Raw genomic sequence first — 23,562 nt, 5'->3', positions numbered from 1 at the left:
GATCGCTATTTCTTGCCCAGTTCGACAAAAAACGCCTAGCTTTGGTCACAGTTTCTTTGGGAAATCCGGTCAAGGTCAGGCCTTGATGACGTGAGCGAAGTGGAATGTTCAGATGCCCACAACCTATACGGACCAGTTCTTTGTCCTCGACCCCGCCAATCCCGGGGCCAACGGGACCGTGCCGGGGTCGACGCTCACAGTCTCGAAGTTCGATCTTGTGGATCAGAATGACAATGGATTGATTAACCGGTTGAACGGCGACTCGGTCGACGGGTCTGATATCACCGCTTCGTATTTCGACGATATGGTCACCATCCAATTGCCGGGCGGGACGCAGGTTACCTATACCGGGGTGACATTCTATCTGGCTGACGGGCGCGAGGTTTTTACACCAACAGATGGGCAGGTTCTGCAGGAAGGGACATTCGTTTCTTCCTCATTCACAGATACTAGCGACACCGGGGGATCATTCGGGTCGGTGGACGTCGCTGGCGGCGATCTTGGTCCCCCCTGCTTTACGCCCGGAACGCTGATCGACACTCCCGATGGACTGCGCCTGGTTGAAGATCTAAAGGCAGGTGATCTGGTGAACACTCAGGACAGGGGGCCGCAGCCCTTGTTGTGGGTTGGGCAGACGAAAGTTGCGGCCGAGGGAAAGTTTGCGCCTGTTCGGTTTGAGGCCGGCATGTTCGGGCTGACACAGCCGCTTTTGGTCTCTCCGCAACATCGGATGCTGATCGACGACTGGCGCGCGCAGTACCTGTATGGTGAGCCCGAGGTGCTGATCGCTGCACATTGCATGATCAACGGAGATACCGTGACGTACGTCGAAGGCGGCACGGTCGAATATTACCATCTGCTGTTTTCCCAACACGAGATTGTTGTCGCCAACGGTGCCAAGACTGAAAGCTACTACCCCGGCCACGCGGTATCGCAACCCGAGCGTCGCACGCAGGCGGAAATTCTGGCGTTGTTCCCGGAACTTGATCGCTCCAATATAGTCGATCTGAAAACCGCCCGGCCGGTGGTCCACCCTCGGGAAGGCCGGCTGATCGCGATTTAAGCCGTTCCAAACGGTCGCGACGCGGCGTATAGCAAGGTCATGGCACAGAAAGCAGCCCGCAAGTCTCGCGGTAAAAAAAGCAAGGCAACAAAGAAAAAAACGAGCATGCCGCTGGGTCGCCGGATTCGATTCTGGCTGACGCGGATCGCCTTGGGTGTGGCCGCCTTTTTTGTGGCGTTGGTATTGTTGTATTCGGTCGTGAACCCTCCGGTAACGCATACCATCTGGTCGGAATGGCGCCGATTGGGAAGAGTCGAACGCGATTGGGTTCCGATCGAAGAGATTTCCCCCATCATGACCCGATCCGTCGTTGCGGCTGAAGATGCGAATTTCTGTCTTCATTGGGGATTCGATGTCGAGGCCATTCGCGACGCGCTGGAGGACGGTGGCGCGCGGGGAGCATCGACGATTTCCCAGCAGGTCGTCAAAAACGTATTCCTCTGGCAGGGTCGCAGTTGGATGCGCAAGGCGCTTGAGACATCCATGACGCCCGTCGTCGAACTGTTGTGGAGCAAACAGCGTATCCTCGAGGTCTATCTGAACGTTGCAGAGACCGGCCAGGGCATTTTTGGGGTCGAGGCCGCAGCGCAACGCTACTTTGGCGTCAGTGCGGCCAAGCTGTCGCCGGTTCAGGCCGCGCGGCTGGCAGCGATACTTCCGTCGCCGCGTAACAGATCGGTCACCGACCCTTCCGCCAGAACACGCAGACGGGCGGCGTCCATTCTGGACGGGGCGGCCACCATCCGCGCAGATGGTCGCGCCGAATGTTTCGAGGATTGAAACCTCAGCCCGTCAAAGGCTAAAGCTGGAAAGGTATTCACTGGTTCGATTGGAAATCCATGGCGCGTCTGTTTCACGTTCCCCTGTCCCCCTACTGCCGAAAAGTTCGCCTGTCCCTGGCCGAAAAGAAGATTGAGGTCGAACTGGTTGAAGAAAGATATTGGGAACAGGACCCGGATTTTCTGCGCCGGAACCCGGCCGGCAAAGTGCCTGTTTTGCGGTTGGACGGCCGCGTCATGTCGGAAAGCGCGGCGATCTGCGAATACATCGAGGAAACCCGCCCCGAACCGCCTTTGATGCCGAACCGGCCCGAAGCCAGATATGAAGTTCGGCGCCTGGTGGGGTGGTTTGATGACAAGTTCCACCACGAGGTGACATCGAAGCTCTTGTACGAGCGGGTCAACAAGAAGGTGACCGGGCAGGGCTATCCTGACAGTAAAAATGTCAAGGAAGGTGCGCGGGCGATCAAGTATCATCTGGATTATATGGCGTGGCTTCTGGATCAGCGGCGCTGGCTGGCGGGGGATCAGATGACGCTGGCGGATTTTGCCGCTGCGGCGCATTTGTCGGCGCTGGATTACATCTCGGACGTGGATTGGAACCGCAGCTCGGCCGTCAAGGATTGGTACGCCAAGATCAAATCCCGCCCGGCGTTTCGTTCGATTTTGGCGGATCAGGTTCCCGGATTTCGGCCACCGCCGCATTATGCTGATCTGGATTTCTGATAGGATAGAGGGGAAGGGGGCTGTCTGCCCCCTCTTGGCCCGTCGGGCCAATTCACCCCCGAGGATATTTTGGGCCAGATGAAGAACGGATCGGAATTGAAAGAAAGGCTTGTGGCGCAGGCTGTGTCCGAAGGGTTTGTGTCCTGCCGCATTTGCAGGCCCTGGGATGTGCCACAAGTACCGGCGCGGCTTGAAGCGTTCCTGCAGGCCGGATTTCACGGTCAAATGGAATGGATGGCCGAGCGGACTCATTGGCGCGGTGATCCGGCAGCGCTGTGGCCTGAGGCACAGTCTGTGATCATGCTGGCGGAAAGCTATACCCCCAACCATGATCCGACAGAGATTTTGAACCATCCCGAGCTGGGCGCAATTTCCGTCTACGCTCAGAACAAGGATTACCACGACCTGGTCAAGAAACGGCTGAAGCGACTGGCCCGGTGGTTGATCGCCGAGGCAGGCGGCGAAGTGAAGGTTTTTGTCGACACAGCCCCGGTTCCGGAGAAGGCGCTGGGTCATGCGGCGGGTTTGGGTTGGCAGGGAAAGCATACGAATCTGTTAAGCCGCGATTGGGGGAACTGGGCCTTCATAGGGTCTGTTTTCACGACGCTGGACCTGCCGTCGGACCTGGCGGAAGTTGATCACTGTGGATCGTGTCGCGCCTGTCTGGATGCGTGCCCGACGGATGCGTTTCCGGCCCCATACCAACTGAATGCGCGGCGGTGCATTTCGTATCTGACGATAGAGCACAAGGGACCTGTGGATGAGGAATTGCGTCCCTTGTTGGGCAACCGGATATACGGTTGTGACGATTGCCTTGCGGCATGCCCATGGAACAAGTTTGCCGTCGCGGCGAGTGACATGCGCTATGCCGCCCGCGATGACCTGAAGGCGCCGCGGCTGGCGGAGTTGTCTGAATTGGATGATGCCGGGTTTCGGGCTTTGTTCTCGGGGTCCTCTGTCAAGCGGATAGGCCGGGATCGATTTGTTCGGAACGTGCTGTATGCGATCGGCAACTCTGGAACCGCTGCTCTGTTGCCATCCGCTCAAGCTCTGGCTTCGGATCCGGACCCTGCCGTTGCGGATGCAGCGCGCTGGGCGGTGGAACAGTTGTCATAAATGCCGCAAACAGGCTGGACGCGCCGCGATTAACCGCTACACCCGATCTACGCGAACAGATGGAGGACCCGATGGCGCTGGCTTTGGGGGTTGATACTGGTGGAACCTATACGGATGCGGTGCTGATCCGGGACGAGAAAGAGGTGATTGCCTCGGCGAAGTCCCTGACGACAAGGGCAGATCTGGCGATCGGCGTCGGAAAGGCGATTTCCGCTGTGTTAGAGACCTCTGGGATTTCGCCGGATCAGATTGCGCTTGCGTCGCTTTCGACAACGCTGGCCACGAATGCGCTGGTCGAAGGGCAGGGCGGGCGCGTTGCCCTGATTTATGTCGGGTTTCGCGAGGCTGATCTTGAAAGGCATGGGCTGGCCGAGGTGTTGAAGGGCGATCCCGCCCTTGTGCTGGCCGGTGGCCACAACCATTCGGGCGCAGAATCCGCGCCGCTGGATGTTGCCGCGCTGGAGGCGTTTCTAGAGTCTGATGAGGGCATTTCCGGTTATGCGGTTGCCGCACAGTTCGCCACGCGTAACCCGGCGCATGAGCTGGAAGTTGCACGGATCATCACTGAAAAAACCGGTGTGCCGGTAACCTGCTCACACCATCTTTCGGCCAAGTTGAATGGCCCTAAACGGGCGGTCACGGCTGTGCTGAACGCACGGCTGATCGGCATGATCGACCGGCTGATTGGGCGTGCGCAGGACAGATTGCGGGATCTTGGCATCGAAGCTCCGATGATGGTCGTGCGCGGGGATGGTGCCCTGATGAGCGCGGAACAGGCGCGGGAACGGCCGATTGAGACGATTCTCAGCGGGCCAGCCGCCTCGATCGTGGGGGCTCGGTGGCTGACGGGGGCGGAGAATGCGCTGGTCTCCGATATCGGCGGCACCACAACCGATGTTGCACTGATCCGGGACGGCAAGCCAGCGATTGATCCGGCCGGAGCCCGGGTTGGCGGGTTCCGCACCATGGTCGAAGCGGTCGCCATGCGTACGCACGGATTAGGCGGTGATAGCCAGGTGCACGTTGTGACGCAGGGGTTGAATGGAGGCGTTTATCTCGGACCGCGCCGCGTTTTGCCGGTGTCCCTGATTGCGGCCGAGGCTCCGGACGTGGTCCATTCAGCGCTGGATGAGCAATTGCGTGCGACCAGTGTGGGCGAACATGACACGCGATTTGCGCGCAGGGTACCGGGTCTTCCGGCTGTCGGGGTTGGTCCGCGCGAAGCTGTCTTGCTGGACAGGCTTGGGGACCAGGTTCTGCCACTGAGCAAACTGTTGAGGACCCGTATGGAGCACGGTGCGCTGAACCGGCTGGTCGATCGCGGGATCGTTCAGGTCTCGGGCGTGACGCCTTCGGATGCCAGCCACGTGTTGGGGCGGTTGAACGAATGGGACAGCACGGCGGCGCTGAAGGCGCTTGAACTGGTCGCGCGCAAGCGGGTCGGATCTGGTGAATTGCTGGCCAAGACGCCTGAGGAGCTGGCGCAGATGATCGTGGACCAGCTGACGGAACAGACTGCCTTTACTTTGTTAGAGACTGCTTTTGCCGAGGAGGCCGATGGTTTTGGTCCCGCACCGAACGAACTGGCGCGACATGTTCTGATGCAGAAAGGTCTGGTACGGCACCGCGGGCTGCTGGCGCTGGATGCTGCGTTGAATGTGGATGTTGTTGGTTTGGGGGCGTCCGCGCCCAGCTACTACCCAGCCGTGGCAGATCGGCTGCACTGCAACATGATACTGCCGGAACATGCCGGGGTGGCCAATGCCATCGGGGCCGTCGTTGGGCGGCTGACGCTTCGTCGGGCGGGCACGGTCACGTCACCGGCCGAAGGCCGCTACCGTGTGCACCTTGAGGACGGCCCGCAGGATTTCCCGACGCCGGACGAAGCGCTGACGCTGTTGGAAACCGTCCTGCGGGATGCGACCACGCAATCCGTTCGCGAGGCGGGTGCTGAAGATATTCGCGTTCTGGTCGACCGCGATATCCGCAAGGCTCAGATCGAGGGCCAGGAGGTTTTTGTCGAAGCACTGGTTACAGTCGAAGCCAGCGGCCGGCCACGGGTTGCCGCCGGCTGACTTGGCCTAACTAAGCAATCCCCTTGCTATTCCGCCGCGTCCGCACGTTTGGGCAAAACCCAGTCCGGGCGCGGGAAATGGCAGGTGTAGCCGTTGGGAATACGTTCCAGATAGTCTTGATGCTCGGGCTCGGCCTCCCAGAAGTCACTAACAGGCTCCACCTCGGTTACCACCTTACCCGGCCAGATACCGCTGGCATCGACATCCGCAATGGTGTCCAGCGCAACCTGTTTCTGAGTATCGTCAACGTAGTAGATCGCGGACCGATAGCTCATGCCGATATCGTTGCCCTGCCGGTTCACTGTCGTCGGATCGTGGATCTGGAAGAAGAACTCGAGCAGCTTACGATAGGGTATCTGCGACGGGTCAAACCATATCTCGATCCCCTCGGCATGTGTGCCATGGTTGCGGTAAGTGGCATTGGGTACATCGCCGCCGGTATAGCCGACGCGAGTGCGGGATACGCCCTGCAGCTTGCGGATCAGGTCCTGCATGCCCCAGAAACAGCCCCCGGCCAGAACAGCACGTTCTTCGGTCATTGGATTTCCTCCACATGGATCAGGTATTCGCCGTAGCCTTCGGCCTCCATATCGTCACGATGGATGAACCGCAGCGCGGCGGAGTTGATGCAGTAACGCAGTCCGCCATGTTCGCGCGGGCCGTCGGGAAACACATGGCCCAGATGGCTGTCCCCGTGTTTCGAGCGGACTTCGGTGCGGATCATGCCCAGCGTCCGGTCCTGAAACTCTTCTACATGTTCGTGGACGATGGGTTTGGTGAAACTGGGCCAGCCACACCCGGATTCGTATTTATGGGTCGAGGCGAACAGCGGCTCACCCGAAACGATATCGACGTAAATCCCGGGCTCCTTGTTGTTTAGCAGCTTGCCAGTGCCGGGGCGTTCCGTGCCGCTGCGCTGCGTGACATGGAATTCCTCGGGTGAGAGGGCGGCGATGGCCTCGGGGTCCTTGGTGTAACGAGTCATGGCTCCTCCGCGTTTTGCATTCGTTGATGCACTATTTGGGCACAATTGTTCGGAAATCAAAATCATATTTCAAACGCCTCGCGCGCATGTGCTAATGATCCGAAAGCCGGGTAGGCGCGTAGACTTCAGAAAGGGAGGATGCGACATGTACCGACTGCTTTTACTGACTGCGCTACTGTTGATCGGCCGAGCCGTTCAGGCGGCCCCGGTATCCGGAGTGTTTGACTCGATCGACGGCGGATACCTGTCGATGGAAGACTGGCGTGGCCAACCTGTTCTGGTGGTGAATACGGCGTCGCAATGCGGGTTCACCGGTCAGTACGCAGATCTGCAGAAGATGCACGACACCTATTCTGACCGTGGGTTGGTGGTTCTGGCCGTACCGTCGGATTCTTTCAATCAGGAGTTAGGTTCCGCAGACGAGGTCAAAGAGTTCTGCGAAATGAACTATGGCCTGACCCTGCCGATGACGGATATCACGGAGGTCAAGGGGCCTGACGCACACCCGTTCTACAAGGCGGTCGCTGCGGACACCGGATTTGTTCCCAGCTGGAACTTCAACAAGATACTAGTCGATGCGCAGGGTTCGGTCGTTGCAACCTATGGTTCCGCCACCAGGCCGGACGCCCCCAATCTGTTACGTCAGATCGAGGCTCTGCTTCCCTGAACCGGCTGACGGGCCAGTTGCACTGCCAGAATGCCGATCGTGGTGACAGCCACACCCAGCACGTCCATCGGGCCCAGCTTTTCGCCCAGAAGGACCGCCGCGATCGCCACACCAAAGACCGGGTTCAAGAAATGAAACGTTGCGGCTCGGACAGGACCAATCCGGTTCAGCAACAGGAACCATATCAAAGTGGCAAGCAAGCCCGGGAACAGCGTGGTGTAGGTGAAGGCCAATGCCAATGGTACCGTCGGATGGATGTAGATCGTCTCAAACAAGGGTGCGGCAACAAACAGAACGGCCGAGCCTATGAACATCTGCAGCCCGACAACCATCATGAAATTCCCGCCCGAGGTGGCTCCGCGCACGGACAAGGTTGCAAAGGTCAGAGCCAATGCGCCGATACCACACAGTGCAACACCGAACAGGTCTATGCCGGCATTGATCCGGCTGCTCATGATCAAGGCAACACCTGCAAAGCCGCCCAATAAGCCGATCAACCCGATAGGCCTCAACCGTTCGCCCAGAAACAGCCAACCGGCCAGCGCAACCAGCAGCGGCATGGTCGATGCAATGATGGCTGCGACCGACGCTTCGACCGTTTGCATCGCGTAAAAGTTCAGACCCAAATAAAGGGCGTTCTGGCAAATTCCGAAAATGATGGTGGCGCGCCATTGGCCGCGGGTCAGGCGCCAGCTTTGGCCCATAGCCCGCGCAATCAGCACGCCCAGCAGACCAGAGATCAGAAACCGGACGGCCAGCGAAAACAGTGGCGACGCGTCCGCAACAATGATCCGTGCCGAGGTAAACGCCGAAGACCAGATAAACGCAAATATAAGCCCCATGGCTATGGCGCGCAGATCCATGGAGACCCCCTGTCAAACCACCGGGACTGTTCCCGATTTTCCGGTTGCCTGCAAGCACCGCACTGCAAGAACGGCGCATTTCCTGTTTCTAGGTCGCCTTAGGCTGAAATTCAGACACCAAGATCAAAAAAGATGTCCGAGAGGGCACATCTTGAGTTTTCACGTGATTCAGAGGATTCACTGATGCGTTCCGAAACGCAGGCAGGCGGCTTTATGGTCGCATATGTCAATCCTTGGTTGTGGCACCGGTCCGATCCCGTTCAAATTGTTTCAATCCCGGGAATTGAGGCAGCCAACCTTCCCTGCGTATGCACCAGCTTTCATAGGTCGGCTTGAATCGGTTGGGCTGATCCAGCGAACCCAAATGCAGCTCGATTTCCCTGCCGCTTTGGGCGAAGACCGACGCGCCGCAATTGGGACAAAAGTGGCGCCCTTCGTAGCTTCGGCTCTGCCCCTTTATTTCGACCGCCTCATCAGGGTATATTGCGGCCGCATAAAACAAGGCACCGTGGTGTTTTCGACAATTCAGGCAGTGGCATATCCCCACCCTGAGCGGGTCCCCTGACGCGACGAAGCGAACGTTTCCGCATACGCAGCTTCCGGTATAGCGGTCCATGTCGTGCCTTTCATCACTCGGTAGTTCCCAAACAGGTTACAAACCTATCCTGAATTTGCCTTTCAACAAAACCACCAGTCGCCTCCTTCGGCGCGGGCCGATGGGTCTTTCTGCTATGCAACGAAAAAGGGCCCCCGAAAGGCGGCCCTCAATCGTTTTGCAATGTCGGCTGATGTCAACCGTTCACGCTGTCCTTCAGGGCTTTCGCGATGGTCATCTTGACCACTTTGTCAGCTTCCTTCTTGAACTGCTCGCCAGTTGCGGGGTTGCGAACCATGCGCTCGGGGCGTTCACGGCAGTAGATCTTGCCGACACCGGGCAGGGTCACTGCACCGCCGGCCGACACTTCGCGGGTGATCAGGCCGGTCATGGCCTCAAGTGCCGCGTTTGCGGATTTCTTGTCGGTTCCCATTTCCTCAGCGAGAGCAGCAACCAGCTGAGTCTTTGTCATAGGCTTTGCCATTTCTTGGTCTCCTTAACGTGCCCGATAATTTGGGCCTCACCGCGTAACTGTAACGGGATATTGTGAGTGAACACAACGAATAGTAGCGTCGAAAACCCTAAAAATATGGGGAAAACGTTGCTTTTTTGCTTCAGAGAAAGGCCGTTTCGTCGAATGAACGCAATTTCCGGCTGTGTAACCGTTCCAACGGCATTCCGCGAAGACGTTCCATCGCGCGTATCCCGATGGCCAAATGGCGGCTGACTTGCGTGGTATAGAAGGCCGAAGCCATGCCTGGCAATTTCAATTCCCCATGCAAGGGTTTGTCTGAAACACAGAGCAACGTGCCGTATGGAACCCGGAACCGATAACCGTTGGCAGCGATCGTGGCGCTTTCCATATCCAGTGCAATCGCCCGTGATTGGCTGAGCCGTTGTACCGGGCCGGACTGGTCGCGCAACTCCCAGTTGCGGTTGTCAACCGATGCCACGGTGCCGGTGCGCATGATCCGCTTGAGCTCGTAGCCTTCCAGCTTTGTAACCTCGGCCACCGCTTGCTCCAGAGCCACCTGAATTTCGGCCAACGGCGGGATCGGAACCCAAACCGGCAGATCATCATCCAGCACCTTGTCTTCGCGCAGATAGGCATGGGCCAGCACGAAGTCACCAAGCGCCTGCGTGTTCCGCAGCCCGGCGCAATGCCCCACCATCAACCAGGCATGCGGACGCAGAACGGCGATGTGGTCGGTGGCAGTTTTGGCATTCGAAGGCCCCACGCCGATATTGACCAGCGTGATCCCGGACCCATCTGCCCGCTTCAGGTGATAGGTCGGCATCTGCGGCAGCTTCAGTGGCTGCTTCAGCGTTGCATTCTGATCCGTGATCTCGACATTTCCGGTCGAGACAAAACTGATGTAGCCGCTGTCCGGGTCTGCCAACTGCGCGCGCGCATAGGCTTCGAATTCAGATACGTAGAACTGGTAGTTGGTGAACAGAACGTGATTCTGGAAATGGCTGGGGTCGGTAGCCGTGTAATGCGCCAGCCTGGCCAGAGAGTAATCGACGCGCTGCGCGGTGAACAGCGACAAAGGCCCGACTTCGTCTTCGCTGCCATGCAATCCGTTGACGATGTCATCATTGGTAGTCGTCAGATCAGGAACATCGAACACATCGCGCAGGGTAAACCCGGCCGCTCCCTGATGCGGGACAACAAGATCGGGATTGTTTGCAACCGCAAAATGCACCGGAATCGGAGTATCCGAGGCGCCGATCGTTACCGGTTGGTCGTGGTTCTTGATCAACAGGGCGATTTGTTGCGTCAGGTATGATCTGAACAGATCTGGCCGAGTGACAGTCGTGGCATGGGTGCCGGGTTCGGACACGTGCCCAAAACTTAAACGGCTGTCGACCTGTGCGTAGGACGTCGTCTTGATGCGAATTTCCGGGTAATAGGCCCTGAATCGCGCACTTGGAGTCCCCTGATGCATTGCCTCGGCAAAGTTATCGCATAGAAACCCGGTGGCCTGTTCGTAGAGCTCCTCAAGCCGCGCAACCGCGGCTTCGGGATCGGTAAACTGTTCCGGTTTCGGCGCGTCAGGTATTTTTATTGTTGTCATGCAAGTGGTTCCAGAAGGTCGATCTTTTCAAATGTGCGCACGTCCACAAGCCCAAGGTCCGAAATCCTGAGTTCGGGGATTACGACAAGTGCGAGCAGTGAGTGCTGCATGTAAGCGTTGTTGAGCGTGCAACCGCAGGCCTCCATGGCCTCGCCTATATTCTGTGCCTTTTTGGCGACTTGACCCGCGGGGCTGTCGGACATCAGCCCGGCGATCGGCAATTCGACCAGAGCCAGTTCCTGCCCGTCCCGGAAGATGGTTATGCCGCCGCCCACTTCGGCCAGTCGGTTGGCGGCCAGCGCCATTTGCTCACGATCAGTGCCGACAACAATCATGTGGTGACTGTCATGCGCCACCGTCGACGCCATCGCCATCCGGCCCTCATAGCCAAAGCCCGAGACAAAGGCGTTCGTAACCCCTCCGGTCGCGCGGTGCCGTTCAACCAGCGCAATCTGGCAAACGTCGCCTTCGCCCTCGACCAATCCCTCGACAATCGGCAATTCGGCCTTAAGGGCCTTTGTTGGAGCCTGATTTTCCACCACACCGATCACGTTGGCCTGAACCCGGTTCGCGCCTGCCGGGGCGTCGATCTCGAAATCGCTAGCGGTTAGTTCGTGCCCCAGATGTACGGTGTTCCGTGCCCTTTCAGGCCAGCGAAGATGGGGGCAATCCACCCTGATCTCTCCGTTTTCGGCAACAATCTGGCCTCGGGCTATGACCGTCTCAATCGGCAATTCCGTCAAGTCCGAGGACAGGATTATGTCTGCCCGCCGTCCAGGCGTAATCGAGCCAATCTCACGTTCCAGACCGAAATGCGAGGCCGTGTTGATAGTTGCCATCTGCAAAGCGACCAGCGGGTCGCAGCCACAGGCAATTGCGTGCCGCACGACCCGATTCATATGCCCGTCATTGACCAGAGTGCCCGAGTGGCAGTCATCCGTGCACAGGATGAAGTTGCGTGAGTCGAGCCCTTTTTCCGTGACAGCTGTGATCTGACTTTCCACGTCATACCAGGCCGACCCCAATCGCATCATGGACCGCATCCCCTGCCGCACACGCGCTACGGCATCCGCTTCGCAGGTGCCCTCGTGATCATCGGCCGGACCGCCGGCAACATAAGCCGAAAAATCAGACCCTAAATCAGGGGAAGCATAGTGTCCGCCGACTGTCTTGCCGGCGTTTTGTGTCGCGGCGATTTCAGCGAGCATCTTGGGATCGCCGTTGATGACCCCCGGGAAATTCATCATCTCGCCCAGACCGATGATTCCGGGCCAGTCCATCGCCGCGACCACGTCCTCAGGCGTGATTTCATACCCAGTCGTTTCCAGCCCCGGCGCCGAGGGTGCGCAGGACGGCATCTGGGTAAATATGTTCACCGGCTGCATCATCCCCTCGTCGTGCATCATGCGCACGCCGTCCAGACCCAGCACATTGGCGATTTCATGCGGGTCAGAGAACATCGATGTGGTTCCATGCGGGATAACGGCCCGTGCAAATTCGGCCGGGGTCAGCATACCCGACTCGATATGCATGTGAGCGTCGCACAACCCCGGGATCATGTATCGACCCCTGGCTTCAATCACTTGAGTGTTCGGGCCGATGCAATGACTGGCATCCTTGCCGACATAAGCCACGCGTCCTTCGGCAATCGCAATGTCGTGGTCTGGCAATGCTTCACGGCTATGAACATTGATCCAAACCCCGCCGCGAATGACCATATCGGCGGTATCGCGTCCGGCGGAAACCGCAATCAGACGGGGGGCAGTTTCGGGCCAACTTGGGAAAGGTTTGTATTCCATGGCCCAACTTTCCCTAATGCGCCGAAAGGTGCAACCCCCGGAGTTAGCGTTATCATGAAAGCATCACATATCACGTAATGATCGGATTGCGCGCCACCGCAGCGCGTCAGCGCTGCCCGGCCCAACCAGAGGAGAGGCCCGACAGGGCGTCGACGATGGGCGGGAGAGCCCCGGGTTATGAGTCCCCGTGCGGTTCCGTGTTAATTTCCCGCCTTATCCAGTCGGCGAAAGTTACCGCCCCGGGGGTTTCTTCGGCCTGAGGCGACAGCAACAGGTAATAGGCTTCGGGCATGGTGGCGCGGTGTTCGAACGGGGCAATCAGACGCCCTTGATCGATCAGATCCTGCGCGATCGTGTCGTGCGCCAGACACAGGCCACCTCCGGCCATCACCGCGGACAGGCAGACAAGATAGGTCGTCGCGTAAGTCACGGGCTGATTTCCCCATGATAGACCCTGAGATTCGATCCAACTTGACCAATTGGACATCAGGTTTGAACAGTCAAACAGCTGATGCTGATTCAGTTCTTCCAAGCGGACGGTGTAGTCCGGTGCACAAACGGGGTAATAGTGATCGGTCCGCAAAAGCTCGGTCCTGACCGTGTCTGCGGGTCGAAGGGAATACCGGATCTCTATCGCGGCACCTTCGGCCATTTCGCGGGGTTCCCACAGTTCCGTAAAGATGTTGAGCTGAACGTCTGGATGTTGGGCGCGAAACCGGGGCAGTCGGGGCGCCAGCCAATTGACTGCAAACGTGAGGTTGCACTGAACCTGCACCGCATTCTGCTGGGCTCCGGTCACTGCCTGAGTTCCCCGGACCAATGTCCGAAACGCTTCGCGCACCACGGGCAGGTATGTGATTCCGGCTTCGGTCAGCTCCAGCACACGGGGGCGGCGCAGGAAGAGTGGCTGGCCCAGATACCCTTCCAGCGACTTGATCTGCTGGCTGACGGCGCTTTGTGTCATGTTCAGATCACGGGCCGCGCCGGTAAAGGACAGGTGCCGGGCGGCAGCCTCGAAAGTGCGCAACCAACCCAGTGGCGGAAGGGGATTCTGCATCTGCATAACTCAGCCATTAGTTCAGCTAATGGAATAGTTGCGTTTTTTTCGTTGGTCAAATGACAAACCGACATGCACGATTTGCACCGAGAATACCGAAACGCCCAGCACAGGAGCCCCGGGATGAGCGTTACCAACCTGCGCCCCAACATTGATCACTGGTCCGAACGCGTCGATATGGCAGCGGCCTTTCGCTGGACCGAGCGGCTGAACATGCATGAAGGGGTGGCCAACCATTTCAGCCTGGCCGTCAACGAGGAAGGTACTCAATTCCTGATGAACCCCAACCAGATGCATTTTGCGCGCATCCGGGCCTCGGACTTGTTGCTGTTGGATGCAAATGATCCGGATGTCATGTCCCAGCCCGGCGCGCCCGATCCGACGGCTTGGGGGTTGCACGGATCGATCCACCGTCATTGCCCGCACGCGCGGTGTGTGATGCATGTGCATTCGATTTTTGCCACTGTTCTGGCCTCGCTGGCGGACAGCAATCTGCCCCCGATCGATCAGAATACGGCCACGTTTTTCAATCGTTATGTCATTGATGACGAGTTTGGCGGACTGGCCTTCGAAAGTGAAGGAGAGCGTTGTGCCGGTATGCTGTCCGACCCGAAAAAGAAGGTCATGATCATGGGCAATCATGGCGTTCTGGTTATCGGCAGCGATGTCGGAGATGCCTTTAACAGGCTCTATTATTTCGAACGGGCAGCGGAAACCTATATCCGCGCGCTGCAAACCGGGCAGCCCATGCGCGTTCTCTCCGACGAGATTGCAGAGAAAACCGCACAAGAGCTGGACGACTACCCGGGGCAGGCCGATGCGCATCTGCGCGAGATCAAGGCCGTTCTGGACGCGGAAAACTCGGATTACGCAACTTGAATCTCAGCAAAGAGTGCAGGCCATGACTGATGTTCACGATCCCGAAGCCGCGCGCTGGCATTACCGACCCGAAGGACCCGTTGGCCTGAACCCGCTGTTCAGCTGGCCGCCGCGCCCGATGGCGGTGTTGAACTGGTACAGGGGCGCCTGGTTGCAGATAACTTCGCTGACCCTGTGCATGGGATTGGCGTTGATTGTCTATTTTGCGTTTCTGCCGCCGCTTGAGACCATGCAGAGTTTCGCGCCGGGCTGGATGTTCCGTGTCTGGTTGCTGAACATGGTGCCGCAGATCCTGATCGCCGGTGGCCTGCATTGGTGGTTGTACATGCGAAAAGGGCAGGGCATGTACAAGAAGTTCGACCGGCGTGATCTGACCCGCGACAATGGCACGTTCACATTCCGCAATCAGGTTCTGGACAATATCTGGTGGACACTGGGCAGCGCGATGACCGTCGCGACGGTCTATCAATGGCTGATCTACTGGGCGATGGCCAATGCCTATGTGCCGGTGATCACCTGGGCGGCCGCACCGGTGTGGTTCGTGATCTGGATGATGTTCATTCCGATGTGGTCCGGGCTGCACTTCTACTGGGTGCATCGCCTCGAACATCACCCTAAACTGTATAAACACGTCCACGCCGTGCATCATCGCAACGTCAACACCGGCCCGTGGTCCGGGATTTCAAATCACTGGTTCGAGAACCTGCTGTATTTCACCACCTATTTCGTTCACCTGATTATCCCCTCACACCCGCTGCACCTGCTGTTTCACGCCTACTTCCAGCAGATCAGCCCGGTGCTGTCTCATTCGGGGTTCGAAAAGCTGAAAACCGGGGAAACGGAAGCCGCTCGTGCCGGAGATTTCTTTCATCAACTGCATCACCGGTATTTCGAGTGCAACTATGGCACCTCGGAGATCCCGTTCGACAAATGGTTCGGGACGTATCACGATGGCTCGGCTGAGGCGACGACCCGCACGCGCGCTTACAAAAAGCAGATGTACACATAGCAACGTGGGCCCCTTCCTGGGGCCGCGCCGCCCTCTCCGGAAAGTATGGGCACGGCTCTGAACAGTTCGATTTCAGGATTTTTCGAACAGCGCGATCAGGGCCTCGTCATCCTTGTTCGGACCTGCGGCAAGGCTGCCGTAGATTCGAACCCGTTTCAGGGTCAGGTTCTCTATCTGCCCGTCTTCCAACTGACTCAGGGCCTCGGCAAAACCCAGGCTTTCATAGTGACTGGCATTGATTGAAATGGCGAATTGCGCACCGGGTCGAGCCGCGCGCAGGAGGGCGGGGAAAACCTCGGGTCCCAGATGGCCATGCGTGAACGTGCCTGAGGAAACGATCCCGGCATAACTGTCGCGTGGCACCGGCAAGCCCTGATGCAGGTCGACTTCTATCGCGTCACGGTAGATGTCCTTGCGCATGGCTTCTTCCAGCATCTCGGCGCTGATATCGGTCGCATCAATCGGACCGACGCCAAGCCCGGCCAGCACTGCGCCGCAAAGCCCGGTGCCGGCCCCGACATCCAAAACGGGGCCTTGCCCCCCGGCGCTGACAAAGGCGCGGGCCGTGTGGATGTGCAGCTGATAATCTTCCAGCGCTGCAAATCCTTCGTCATAATCACCGGCCCATTCCGCATAGAGGCGTTTGTTGTCCTCGGGCGTTTTCAGCGCGTAGGCGGCATCCAGGTTTGGTTTCTTCTCGCTCATGTTTTCATGAAGGCGCATACCGGGATTCGAATCAAGTGCGTCCATCCGGCGCTTGCATCCAGGCGCAGGTCGGATCATCAAAGGGGGCATGACAGGCACTCTTTTCTCTTTCGGACATGGATATTCAGCCCGGGCGTTGTCGCGCCACTTGGCCCCGCAGGGCTGGCGGGTCATTGGAACAACACGGGATGCCGGGCAAGAGGACATCATCCGCGCTTCGGGTGCCGAGCCGACAATCTGGCCAGGCATCGTTCCCGATCTTGATGGTGTGACCCACCTATTGATCTCGACTGCACCCAAAGCGGCTGGCGATCCGGTTCTTGCAGAGCTGCGTGACGAAATTGCGTCGCGGGCCGGGCAATTCGATTGGGTCGGCTATTTGTCGACCACTGCCGTCTATGGTGATCATCAGGGCGACTGGGTGGACGAATCAACGCCACCCACACCAACGGCGGAACGCGGGCGCTGGCGCGTCAAGGCCGAAACCCAGTGGGCAGGTATTCCTGATCTGCCACTGCATATTTTCCGTCTCGCCGGTATCTATGGCCCCGGACGCGGCCCCTTTTCCAAGTTGCGGCGCGGAGGGCTGCGCCGGATCATCAAACCGGGTCAGGTGTTTTCGCGCATTCATGTCGAGGATATCGCACAGGTACTGGCCGCGTCGATGAAGCACCCCAATCCCGGCGCGATCTATAATGTCTGTGACGACGAACCCGTGCCACCGCAGGACGTGATCGGATACGCTGCGGAATTGCAGGGCCTGCCCCTGCCGCCAGCCGTTCCTTTTGACGAGGCGGACATGACCCCGATGGCGCGCAGCTTTTACAATGAAAACAAGCGGGTGCGAAATGACCGGATCAAGTCCGAGCTGGGCGTCACATTGCTCTATCCCAACTATCGCGCCGGGTTGGAGGCGCTGATGAAGGATCAGGCCAGCGCCTCTTGAGCGTTGGCCCGAACCCGGAAGGGTTCGGGCAGTGGTCTATTCGACGTCGATGCCGCCCATGCACAGGTATTTGAGCTCCAGGAAGTCATCGAGACCGTAGCGTGAGCCTTCACGGCCGAGGCCGGACATCTTGACGCCGCCAAAGGGCGCCTCGGCTGTGGAAATCAGCCCGGTGTTGATGCCGACCATACCATATTCCAGCGCCTCGGAGACACGCCAGACCCGCGCCATGTCTCGCGAGTAAAAGTAGGAGGCGAGCCCGAACTCGGTATCATTGGCCGCAGCCACGACCTCGCTTTCGGTGTCGAATTTGAACAGGGGCGCAACGGGGCCAAAGGTCTCCTCGGTCGCGACGGCCATCACGGAAGTGACCCCGGTCAGGATGGTGGGCTCGAAGAAAGTGCCACCCAGTTCGTGTGCCTTGCCGCCCAGAGTGACCTCGGCCCCTTTCGACGTGGCATCCGAGATATGCTCGGCCACTTTCTCCACTGCGGCTTGGTCGATCAGCGGACCAAAGACGATGCCCTCGTCAAAACCATTACCGGTGGGCAGGGTGGCGACCTTGTCGCGCAGCTTGGCGGCAAATTCATCATAGACCCCGGACTGAACGTAGATACGGTTGGCGCAGACACAGGTTTGGCCGTTGTTGCGGAACTTGGCGATCACAGCGCCTTCGACGGCCGCATCCAGATCGGCGTCATCGAACACGATGAAGGGCGCGTTGCCGCCCAGTTCCAGACCCAGCTTCTTGATTGTCGGTGCACATTGCGCATAGAGCAGCGCGCCGATCTCGGTCGAGCCGGTAAAGGTCAGTTTCTGAACCGTCGGGTTGCCGGTCATCTCGCCGCCAATTCCACGAGCCGAGCCGGTCACGACCGAGAACAGCCCCTCGGGCACTCCGGCCCGTTCGGCCAGGACTGCCAGCGCGATGGCCGAGAAAGGCGTCTGGCTGGCCGGTTTCAGGACCATCGAACAGCCCGCGGCCAATGCGGGGCCTGCCTTGCGGGTAATCATCGCGTTGGGGAAGTTCCACGGCGTGATGGCTGCCACAACGCCGATCGGCTGCTTGATGGTTACGATACGTTTGTCGGGCGCGTGGCTGGGGGTGACGTCGCCATAGGCACGACGGGCCTCTTCGGCGAACCACTCGATAAAGCTGGCGCCATAGGCGACCTCGCCCGTGGCCTCGGCCAGTGGTTTGCCCTGTTCTGCGGTCAAAATCGCGCCCAGATCGTGCTGGTTCTCCAACATCAGTTCATACCAGCGGCGCAGGATCTGGCTGCGCTCTTTCGCGGTGCGTCTGGCCCAGCCGTGGCGCGCGGTTTCGGCAGCGGCAATAGCTTCGGCCGTCTCGGTGGCGCCCAGATTCGGCACATGGCCAATGATTTCGCCTGTGGCCGGGTTAGTGACGGCCAAGCCCGAGGCCGGATCAGCCTCAATCCAGCGCGTGCCCACAAGAGCGGCCTCGCGCAGCAAACTGGGGTCATTAAGTGGCAGCATTGCTCGATCCTTCAGAAAACTCACGTACCGTTGGCGGCGTGGTTCGCCGGACAACGGCGCGACCTTACCCGGTGAGGACCACGTCGAAAAGACGGCATCGAGTGATCTGTTGCCGCATGCGCCGGTGGGCCGTTCAAGCTGCTGTTGCGCTGTCCTCAAGGATCATGTCGGCAGCTTTTTCGGCAATCATGATTGTTGGGGCATTTGTATTGCCAGATACAAGGGTTGGCATGATCGACGCGTCCACGACCCGCAATCCTTCCATCCCCCGGACCCGCAGGGTCGGGTCGACCACCGCCATGTCGTCCGTTCCCATTCTGCACGTTCCAACAGGGTGATAGATCGTGTCTGCCCGGGCGCGGATGTGCTGTTCCCAGTCCGCATCGGTTTGGGCTGCGCCTGTTCCGAACATCTCTTTTTGTCTGAACCTGGCCATCGCAGGGGCTTGCAGGATGTCTCGTGTCATCCGGGCACCTGCGATCATCGTGTCCAAGTCGCGGGGGTCGGACAAGAACTGCGGATCGATGGCGGGTGCCGCCATCGGGTCGGCACTGGCGAGTGAAACCGAGCCTCGGCTTTCAGGGCGAAGTTTACAGACATGGCAACTGTAGCCGTAGCCCATATGCAGCTTGCGGGCATGATCGTCGACCAGTGCGATAGTGAAGTGAAGTTGGATGTCGGGCCGCTCCAATTCGGGCGCTGTTTTCAGAAACGCCGCGCCTTCGGCGAATGGCGTGGCCGCCATCGATACGCCCGATTTGCGCCAGCGCCATAAGTGCCTCCCAAGTTTGGCAGCTCCGACCGGGCCGATTCCGAACGTGTCGGTGTCTTTGGTTTTGTACGCCAGTGTAAAGTCCAGATGGTCCTGAAGATTCTGCCCGACGCCGGGCAGATCGTGCCGCACCGGAATGCCATGCCGGGACAGCTCAGCGCCGTCGCCGATACCTGACAGCAGCAGCAATTGAGGTGACTTCAGTGCGCCACCGGACAACAGGACCTCGCGCCGTGCAGCTATGGTGATATCCGGTTCCGTGGCACCTTTTCGATAGACGACCCCTGTTGCGCGCCTGTTGTCAAAAGCAACCCGCTGAACGTGCGCCCCGGTTATGACGGTCAGGTTGGGCCGCTTCATGACGGGAAATAAATACGCTGCCGCGGCCGAGCATCGTTCACCGTTGCGCGCAGCATCGTGAAACTGAGTGACCTGATACAGGCCGGCCCCTTCGTTGTCGCCGCCATTGAAATCATCGGTCCGGCGGTGCTGCATCTGAGCAGCAGCTTCGACAAATGCGTGAGAGATCGGGCGCGCTTCTTTCTGGTTGGAGACCTGTAGTGGACCTGCGTCGCCGTGTATCTCGTCCGCCCCTCGCTCGTTGTTTTCCGCACGTTTGAAATAGGGCAGAACGCTGTCCCAATCCCAGCCTGTGCAACCCTGCTCGGCCCAGCCATCATAGTCTTGACGTTGTCCGCGAACATACAGCATGGCATTGATAGAACTGGACCCGCCCAGAGCCTTGCCGCGTGGCTGATAACTCCTGCGCCCGTTCAACCCCGGCTGCTGGACAGTTTCAAAAGCCCAGTTGTTGATCCTGGGCCGTCCCGGCAGCATTGCCACAACTGCCGCTGGCATACGCACGAGCAAACTGTCACCCCGCCCGCCTGCTTCGAGCAGGCAAACGCTGACCCGCGGGTTGGCGCTCAGCCTGTTGGCCAGAACCGATCCGGCGGAGCCACCACCGACAATGACATAATCAAAGTCCATCCCCGACCTCTTACCTGATCTGCGACACCGAGCATGCGGCGGTTGCAGATGATCTTCACTGTGATGGCTCAGGATCAAAAGACAATCGTCAATCCGATCCTAAAGCGGGAACGTTGCGTCAGACTCTTGCAGGTCGGGGCCGTTACGCCACGTGGATTCCCATAAATAAAATCTATGATAACAATCCGAAAACAAAACTTATTTGCATGGTTTGGATTTGCTAGAGTCAAGCCAGCCAAGAAGAACGAGTCGCCAATGCATTCCTCCCGGACACTTGCCGAGATTAAAGCTGCGCCTTCCAGCAGCTTTTCAGGAATCCGTCAGAAAAGCTTAGTCTTCTTGTCGCAGTTTTCCCCTCGGAATTAACCGCACGGGCAACGACCTAAAGTCAGGATTGGAGATTGATATGGATGGAAGCGACAACCCGAATATGGGCGGATGCCCGGTAATGCATGGCGCCGGTTCCCGGTCGAACCGCGACTGGTGGCCCAATCAGCTGAACCTGTCGATCTTGCACCAGCACGGCGCGGCCTCGAACCCGATGGGTGAGGCGTTCGATTATGCCGAAGAGTTCAAAAAGCTGGATCTGAAGGCGTTGAAGGAAGACCTGTACGCGCTGATGACCGACTCTCAGGATTGGTGGCCGGCCGATTATGGTCACTATGGCGGCCTGTTTATCCGCATGGCGTGGCACAGCGCCGGCACCTATCGGACGGCCGATGGCCGCGGTGGCGGTTCAACGGGGACCCAGCGGTTTGCGCCACTCAACAGCTGGCCGGACAACGGTAACCTCGACAAGGCGCGCCGCCTGCTTTGGCCGATCAAGCAGAAATACGGCAACCAGATTTCATGGGCGGACCTGATGATCCTGGCCGGTAACTGCGCGATTGAATCCATGGGTGGTAAGACCTTTGGTTTCGCGGGCGGTCGCGAAGATGTCTGGGCGCCCGAGGAAGATATCTATTGGGGCGCCGAGACCGATTGGCTGGCGCCGACCGACAACCCCCACAGCCGGTATTCAGGTGATCGCGACCTGGAAGACCCGCTGGCCGCAGTTCAGATGGGCCTGATCTATGTGAATCCGGAAGGCCCGGACGGAGAGCCAAATGTCCTGGCCTCGGGTCGCGATATTCGCGAAACCTTCGGCCGGATGGCGATGAATGACGAGGAAACCGTCGCCCTGGTCGCAGGCGGTCACACGTTTGGCAAGGCCCACGGGGCCGGTGATCCAGCTCTGGTAGGCCCCGAGCCCGAAGCCGCACCAATAGAAGATATGGGACTGGGTTGGATCAATGAGTTCGGCAGTGGCAAGGGTGACGACACCACCACCAGTGGGATCGAAGGCGCCTGGACTGCCAATCCCACCAAATGGGACAACGGTTATTTCGACCTTCTGTTCGGATATGACTGGAACCTGACCAAGAGCCCCTCGGGCGCATGGATCTGGGAGCCGATCGGCGTCAAGGACGAAGACATGGCCCCGGCGGCGCATGATCCGTCGAAAAAGGTCAAAACCATGATGACCACCGCCGACATGGCGATGCGCATGGATCCGATCTATGGTCCGATCTCGAAACGGTTCCATGAGAACCCCGAAGAGCTGGCGGATGCTTTCGCCCGCGCCTGGTTCAAGCTGACCCATCGCGACATGGGGCCGCGCTCTCGGTATCTGGGTTCGGAAGTGCCGGGTGAAGAACTGCTGTGGCAGGACAATGTCCCGGCCGTCGATCATGAACTGATCGACGAAGCAGATGCCGCGGACCTGAAGGCCAAGATCAGGGAGACCGGGCTGTCTGTTTCAGAACTGGTGTCCACTGCGTGGGCGTCCGCGTCGACCTTCCGTGGCTCGGATATGCGAGGCGGCGCCAATGGCGCTCGTATCCGCCTTGCACCGCAAAAGGACTGGGATGTGAACGAGCCTCTGAAACTGTCCAAGGCGCTTGATGCGCTGGAAAGCGTGCAGAAGGCATTCAATGACGCGCAGCCCGGCAACAAGAAAGTGTCCCTTGCGGATGTGATCGTCCTGGGCGGTGCCGCGGCAATCGAGCAGGCCGCCAAGGCGGCGGGCCACGATGTCGAGGTCCCGTTTGCACCCGGCCGCTCCGATGCAACTCAGGAGCAGACGGATGTCGATTCCTTTGCGGTGCTGGAGCCCATCGCGGATGGCTTCCGGAACTATCAGCGCAAGGAATACAGCGTCTCGCCAGAGGAGCTGCTGGTCGACAAAGCGCAACTGCTGACCTTGTCGGCGCCCGAGATGACAGTGCTCGTCGGTGGCATGCGTGTACTAGGCGGCAACTTTGGTGACAGCAAGCATGGTGTGTTTACGGATCGTGTCGGCACGCTCAGCAACGATTACTTCGTCAACCTGCTGGATATGGGCACCGAGTGGAAGCCGTCTGCAGACAGTAAAGGTGTGTACGAAGGCCGTGACCGTGCAACGGGCGACGTCAAATGGACCGGTACACGCGTTGATCTGGTCTTCGGCTCGAACTCGCAGCTGCGGGCTTTGGCCGAGGTTTATGGTCAGAACGACGCTGGCGGAAAATTCGTTTGCGACTTTGTCAGCGCCTGGAACAAGGTGATGAATGCCGATCGATTCGATCTGAGCTGATAACCATCCTTCAATAAAACCGCTTGAGCCGTCCCGTCGTAAATCACGGGGCGGTTTCTCTTTGCGGTTCAAATTGAATCGTGAGTCTCAGGGTTTTCTCCACGCCTGAATTCGGGGAATGACAGCCATGGCAGTTTCGGAATGTAGGTTTGTGGTGCCTTTGGTGCCTTAATATTCCGGTAATGACATCTTAATTCGTTGATTTTAATTATTAATCACGGAACCGAGAAAGAAATGTGAAGTTTTTTCAAAATGGGGGTTGCAGGTCCCAGACCTAATCCGTAAATACCCCTTCACCGGCGCTGCTGAGGCGGTTGCTGGGACGCTGGAGACGGCGGAGACGG

The 23,562-nt window shown here is 58.7% G+C and carries 21 protein-coding genes; 10 read left to right on the top strand and 11 right to left on the bottom strand.

What is annotated here, in order from left to right; genetic code table 11:
- Positions 1–112: 112 nt before the first annotated feature.
- The 5 genes from AC2TDJ_RS20335 (at position 113) to AC2TDJ_RS20315 (ending at position 5,759) form a co-directional block, all read left to right on the top strand.
- Positions 113–1,063 carry a Hint domain-containing protein gene (locus AC2TDJ_RS20335; RefSeq protein ID WP_480844505.1) on the top strand — a complete coding sequence of 317 codons (951 nt, stop codon included), beginning with the start codon at positions 113–115 and terminating at the stop codon, positions 1,061–1,063.
- Between the two features lie 39 nt (positions 1,064–1,102).
- Positions 1,103–1,843 (top strand): monofunctional biosynthetic peptidoglycan transglycosylase, encoded by a 741-nt coding sequence (gene mtgA / locus AC2TDJ_RS20330; RefSeq protein WP_480844504.1) that lies wholly within the window; start codon positions 1,103–1,105, stop codon positions 1,841–1,843.
- A 59-nt stretch (positions 1,844–1,902) separates the two neighbouring features.
- Entirely contained in the window at positions 1,903–2,568 is a 666-nt protein-coding gene (fzlA, locus tag AC2TDJ_RS20325; protein WP_480844503.1) for an FtsZ-binding protein FzlA, read from the top strand.
- Between the two features lie 78 nt (positions 2,569–2,646).
- Positions 2,647–3,684 carry a tRNA epoxyqueuosine(34) reductase QueG gene (gene queG, locus AC2TDJ_RS20320; RefSeq protein ID WP_480844502.1) on the top strand — a complete coding sequence of 346 codons (1,038 nt, stop codon included), beginning with the start codon at positions 2,647–2,649 and terminating at the stop codon, positions 3,682–3,684.
- A 71-nt stretch (positions 3,685–3,755) separates the two neighbouring features.
- The gene (locus AC2TDJ_RS20315; protein ID WP_480844501.1) at positions 3,756–5,759 is read left to right on the top strand and encodes a hydantoinase/oxoprolinase family protein; all 2,004 of its coding nucleotides are present in this window, start codon (positions 3,756–3,758) and stop codon (positions 5,757–5,759) included.
- Between the two features lie 26 nt (positions 5,760–5,785).
- Here the strand turns inward: AC2TDJ_RS20315 and msrA are convergent, their stop codons facing one another.
- Both msrA and msrB read right to left on the bottom strand, forming a co-directional pair.
- Entirely contained in the window at positions 5,786–6,298 is a 513-nt protein-coding gene (msrA, locus tag AC2TDJ_RS20310; RefSeq protein ID WP_480844500.1) for a peptide-methionine (S)-S-oxide reductase MsrA, read from the bottom strand.
- Positions 6,295–6,744, bottom strand: a complete 450-nt coding sequence (gene msrB, locus AC2TDJ_RS20305; protein ID WP_480844499.1) for a peptide-methionine (R)-S-oxide reductase MsrB — start codon at positions 6,742–6,744, stop codon at positions 6,295–6,297. The genes msrA and msrB overlap by 4 nt, the downstream gene beginning before the upstream one ends.
- Before the next feature lie 145 nt (positions 6,745–6,889).
- Between msrB and AC2TDJ_RS20300 the strand changes: the two genes are divergently transcribed.
- Positions 6,890–7,411, top strand: a complete 522-nt coding sequence (locus AC2TDJ_RS20300; RefSeq protein ID WP_480844498.1) for a glutathione peroxidase — start codon at positions 6,890–6,892, stop codon at positions 7,409–7,411.
- Here AC2TDJ_RS20300 and AC2TDJ_RS20295 read toward each other — a convergent pair.
- From AC2TDJ_RS20295 to AC2TDJ_RS20270, 6 genes are all read right to left on the bottom strand, one after another.
- Positions 7,387–8,274, bottom strand: a complete 888-nt coding sequence (locus AC2TDJ_RS20295) for a DMT family transporter (RefSeq protein WP_480844497.1) — start codon at positions 8,272–8,274, stop codon at positions 7,387–7,389. The genes AC2TDJ_RS20300 and AC2TDJ_RS20295 overlap by 25 nt on opposite strands.
- A 226-nt stretch (positions 8,275–8,500) precedes the next feature.
- On the bottom strand, positions 8,501–8,890 hold the full coding sequence (locus AC2TDJ_RS20290; RefSeq protein ID WP_480844496.1) for a GFA family protein: 390 nt from the start codon (positions 8,888–8,890) through the stop codon (positions 8,501–8,503).
- Between the two features lie 175 nt (positions 8,891–9,065).
- On the bottom strand, positions 9,066–9,353 hold the full coding sequence (locus AC2TDJ_RS20285) for an HU family DNA-binding protein (protein ID WP_010442901.1): 288 nt from the start codon (positions 9,351–9,353) through the stop codon (positions 9,066–9,068).
- A gap of 130 nt (positions 9,354–9,483) precedes the next feature.
- A complete protein-coding gene (locus tag AC2TDJ_RS20280; protein ID WP_480844495.1) occupies positions 9,484–10,947 on the bottom strand; it encodes an AMP nucleosidase in 1,464 nt (487 codons plus the stop codon).
- Entirely contained in the window at positions 10,944–12,746 is a 1,803-nt protein-coding gene (gene ade / locus AC2TDJ_RS20275; RefSeq protein ID WP_480844494.1) for an adenine deaminase, read from the bottom strand. Before ade ends, AC2TDJ_RS20280 begins: the two co-directional genes overlap by 4 nt.
- Positions 12,747–12,921: 175 nt before the next feature.
- Positions 12,922–13,803 carry a LysR substrate-binding domain-containing protein gene (locus tag AC2TDJ_RS20270; RefSeq protein ID WP_480844493.1) on the bottom strand — a complete coding sequence of 294 codons (882 nt, stop codon included), beginning with the start codon at positions 13,801–13,803 and terminating at the stop codon, positions 12,922–12,924.
- A 123-nt stretch (positions 13,804–13,926) separates the two neighbouring features.
- Here AC2TDJ_RS20270 and AC2TDJ_RS20265 point away from each other — a divergent pair, with 123 nt between their 5' ends.
- Positions 13,927–14,682, top strand: coding sequence for a class II aldolase and adducin N-terminal domain-containing protein (locus tag AC2TDJ_RS20265; RefSeq protein WP_480844492.1), 756 nt, complete (start codon positions 13,927–13,929; stop codon positions 14,680–14,682).
- Between the two features lie 22 nt (positions 14,683–14,704).
- Complete coding sequence (locus tag AC2TDJ_RS20260) at positions 14,705–15,691, top strand: sterol desaturase family protein (RefSeq protein ID WP_480844491.1); 987 nt, start codon at positions 14,705–14,707, stop codon at positions 15,689–15,691.
- Between the two features lie 72 nt (positions 15,692–15,763).
- On the opposite strand, the gene AC2TDJ_RS20255 is transcribed toward AC2TDJ_RS20260, so the two are convergent.
- Entirely contained in the window at positions 15,764–16,396 is a 633-nt protein-coding gene (locus AC2TDJ_RS20255; RefSeq protein ID WP_480844490.1) for a class I SAM-dependent DNA methyltransferase, read from the bottom strand.
- 88 nt (positions 16,397–16,484) lie between these two features.
- On the opposite strand from AC2TDJ_RS20255, the gene AC2TDJ_RS20250 reads away from it, so the two are divergent.
- Positions 16,485–17,342, top strand: coding sequence for an SDR family oxidoreductase (locus tag AC2TDJ_RS20250; protein ID WP_480844489.1), 858 nt, complete (start codon positions 16,485–16,487; stop codon positions 17,340–17,342).
- A 36-nt stretch (positions 17,343–17,378) separates the two neighbouring features.
- On the opposite strand, the gene AC2TDJ_RS20245 is transcribed toward AC2TDJ_RS20250, so the two are convergent.
- Together AC2TDJ_RS20245 and AC2TDJ_RS20240 are read right to left on the bottom strand one after the other, a co-directional pair.
- Positions 17,379–18,842: an NAD-dependent succinate-semialdehyde dehydrogenase gene (locus tag AC2TDJ_RS20245; RefSeq protein ID WP_480844488.1), complete on the bottom strand. Its 1,464-nt coding sequence runs from the start codon at positions 18,840–18,842 to the stop codon at positions 17,379–17,381.
- 133 nt (positions 18,843–18,975) lie between these two features.
- Entirely contained in the window at positions 18,976–20,604 is a 1,629-nt protein-coding gene (locus tag AC2TDJ_RS20240) for a GMC family oxidoreductase (protein WP_480844487.1), read from the bottom strand.
- 406 nt (positions 20,605–21,010) lie between these two features.
- Between AC2TDJ_RS20240 and katG the strand changes: the two genes are divergently transcribed.
- A complete protein-coding gene (gene katG, locus AC2TDJ_RS20235; protein WP_480844486.1) occupies positions 21,011–23,218 on the top strand; it encodes a catalase/peroxidase HPI in 2,208 nt (735 codons plus the stop codon).
- Positions 23,219–23,562: the final 344 nt, after the last annotated feature.

This window comes from Ruegeria sp. HKCCD6647-2 (genome assembly GCF_057221075.1).
Note: the sequence above shows the minus strand (reverse complement) of the source record. Positions and strands in the feature narration are given on the sequence as shown.

Bases quoted from the DNA above. Each gene is read 5' to 3' on its own strand.
- AC2TDJ_RS20335 (WP_480844505.1), top strand. From the start codon at position 113: ATGCCCACAACCTATACGGACCAGTTCTTTGTCCTCGACCCCGCCAAT.
- mtgA (WP_480844504.1), top strand. From the start codon at position 1,103: ATGGCACAGAAAGCAGCCCGCAAGTCTCGCGGTAAAAAAAGCAAGGCA.
- fzlA (WP_480844503.1), top strand. From the start codon at position 1,903: ATGGCGCGTCTGTTTCACGTTCCCCTGTCCCCCTACTGCCGAAAAGTT.
- queG (WP_480844502.1), top strand. From the start codon at position 2,647: ATGAAGAACGGATCGGAATTGAAAGAAAGGCTTGTGGCGCAGGCTGTG.
- AC2TDJ_RS20315 (WP_480844501.1), top strand. From the start codon at position 3,756: ATGGCGCTGGCTTTGGGGGTTGATACTGGTGGAACCTATACGGATGCG.
- msrA (WP_480844500.1), bottom strand. From the start codon at position 6,298: ATGACCGAAGAACGTGCTGTTCTGGCCGGGGGCTGTTTCTGGGGCATG.
- msrB (WP_480844499.1), bottom strand. From the start codon at position 6,744: ATGACTCGTTACACCAAGGACCCCGAGGCCATCGCCGCCCTCTCACCC.
- AC2TDJ_RS20300 (WP_480844498.1), top strand. From the start codon at position 6,890: ATGTACCGACTGCTTTTACTGACTGCGCTACTGTTGATCGGCCGAGCC.
- AC2TDJ_RS20295 (WP_480844497.1), bottom strand. From the start codon at position 8,274: ATGGATCTGCGCGCCATAGCCATGGGGCTTATATTTGCGTTTATCTGG.
- AC2TDJ_RS20290 (WP_480844496.1), bottom strand. From the start codon at position 8,890: ATGGACCGCTATACCGGAAGCTGCGTATGCGGAAACGTTCGCTTCGTC.
- AC2TDJ_RS20285 (WP_010442901.1), bottom strand. From the start codon at position 9,353: ATGGCAAAGCCTATGACAAAGACTCAGCTGGTTGCTGCTCTCGCTGAG.
- AC2TDJ_RS20280 (WP_480844495.1), bottom strand. From the start codon at position 10,947: ATGACAACAATAAAAATACCTGACGCGCCGAAACCGGAACAGTTTACC.
- ade (WP_480844494.1), bottom strand. From the start codon at position 12,746: ATGGAATACAAACCTTTCCCAAGTTGGCCCGAAACTGCCCCCCGTCTG.
- AC2TDJ_RS20270 (WP_480844493.1), bottom strand. From the start codon at position 13,803: ATGCAGAATCCCCTTCCGCCACTGGGTTGGTTGCGCACTTTCGAGGCT.
- AC2TDJ_RS20265 (WP_480844492.1), top strand. From the start codon at position 13,927: ATGAGCGTTACCAACCTGCGCCCCAACATTGATCACTGGTCCGAACGC.
- AC2TDJ_RS20260 (WP_480844491.1), top strand. From the start codon at position 14,705: ATGACTGATGTTCACGATCCCGAAGCCGCGCGCTGGCATTACCGACCC.
- AC2TDJ_RS20255 (WP_480844490.1), bottom strand. From the start codon at position 16,396: ATGAGCGAGAAGAAACCAAACCTGGATGCCGCCTACGCGCTGAAAACG.
- AC2TDJ_RS20250 (WP_480844489.1), top strand. From the start codon at position 16,485: ATGACAGGCACTCTTTTCTCTTTCGGACATGGATATTCAGCCCGGGCG.
- AC2TDJ_RS20245 (WP_480844488.1), bottom strand. From the start codon at position 18,842: ATGCTGCCACTTAATGACCCCAGTTTGCTGCGCGAGGCCGCTCTTGTG.
- AC2TDJ_RS20240 (WP_480844487.1), bottom strand. From the start codon at position 20,604: ATGGACTTTGATTATGTCATTGTCGGTGGTGGCTCCGCCGGATCGGTT.
- katG (WP_480844486.1), top strand. From the start codon at position 21,011: ATGGATGGAAGCGACAACCCGAATATGGGCGGATGCCCGGTAATGCAT.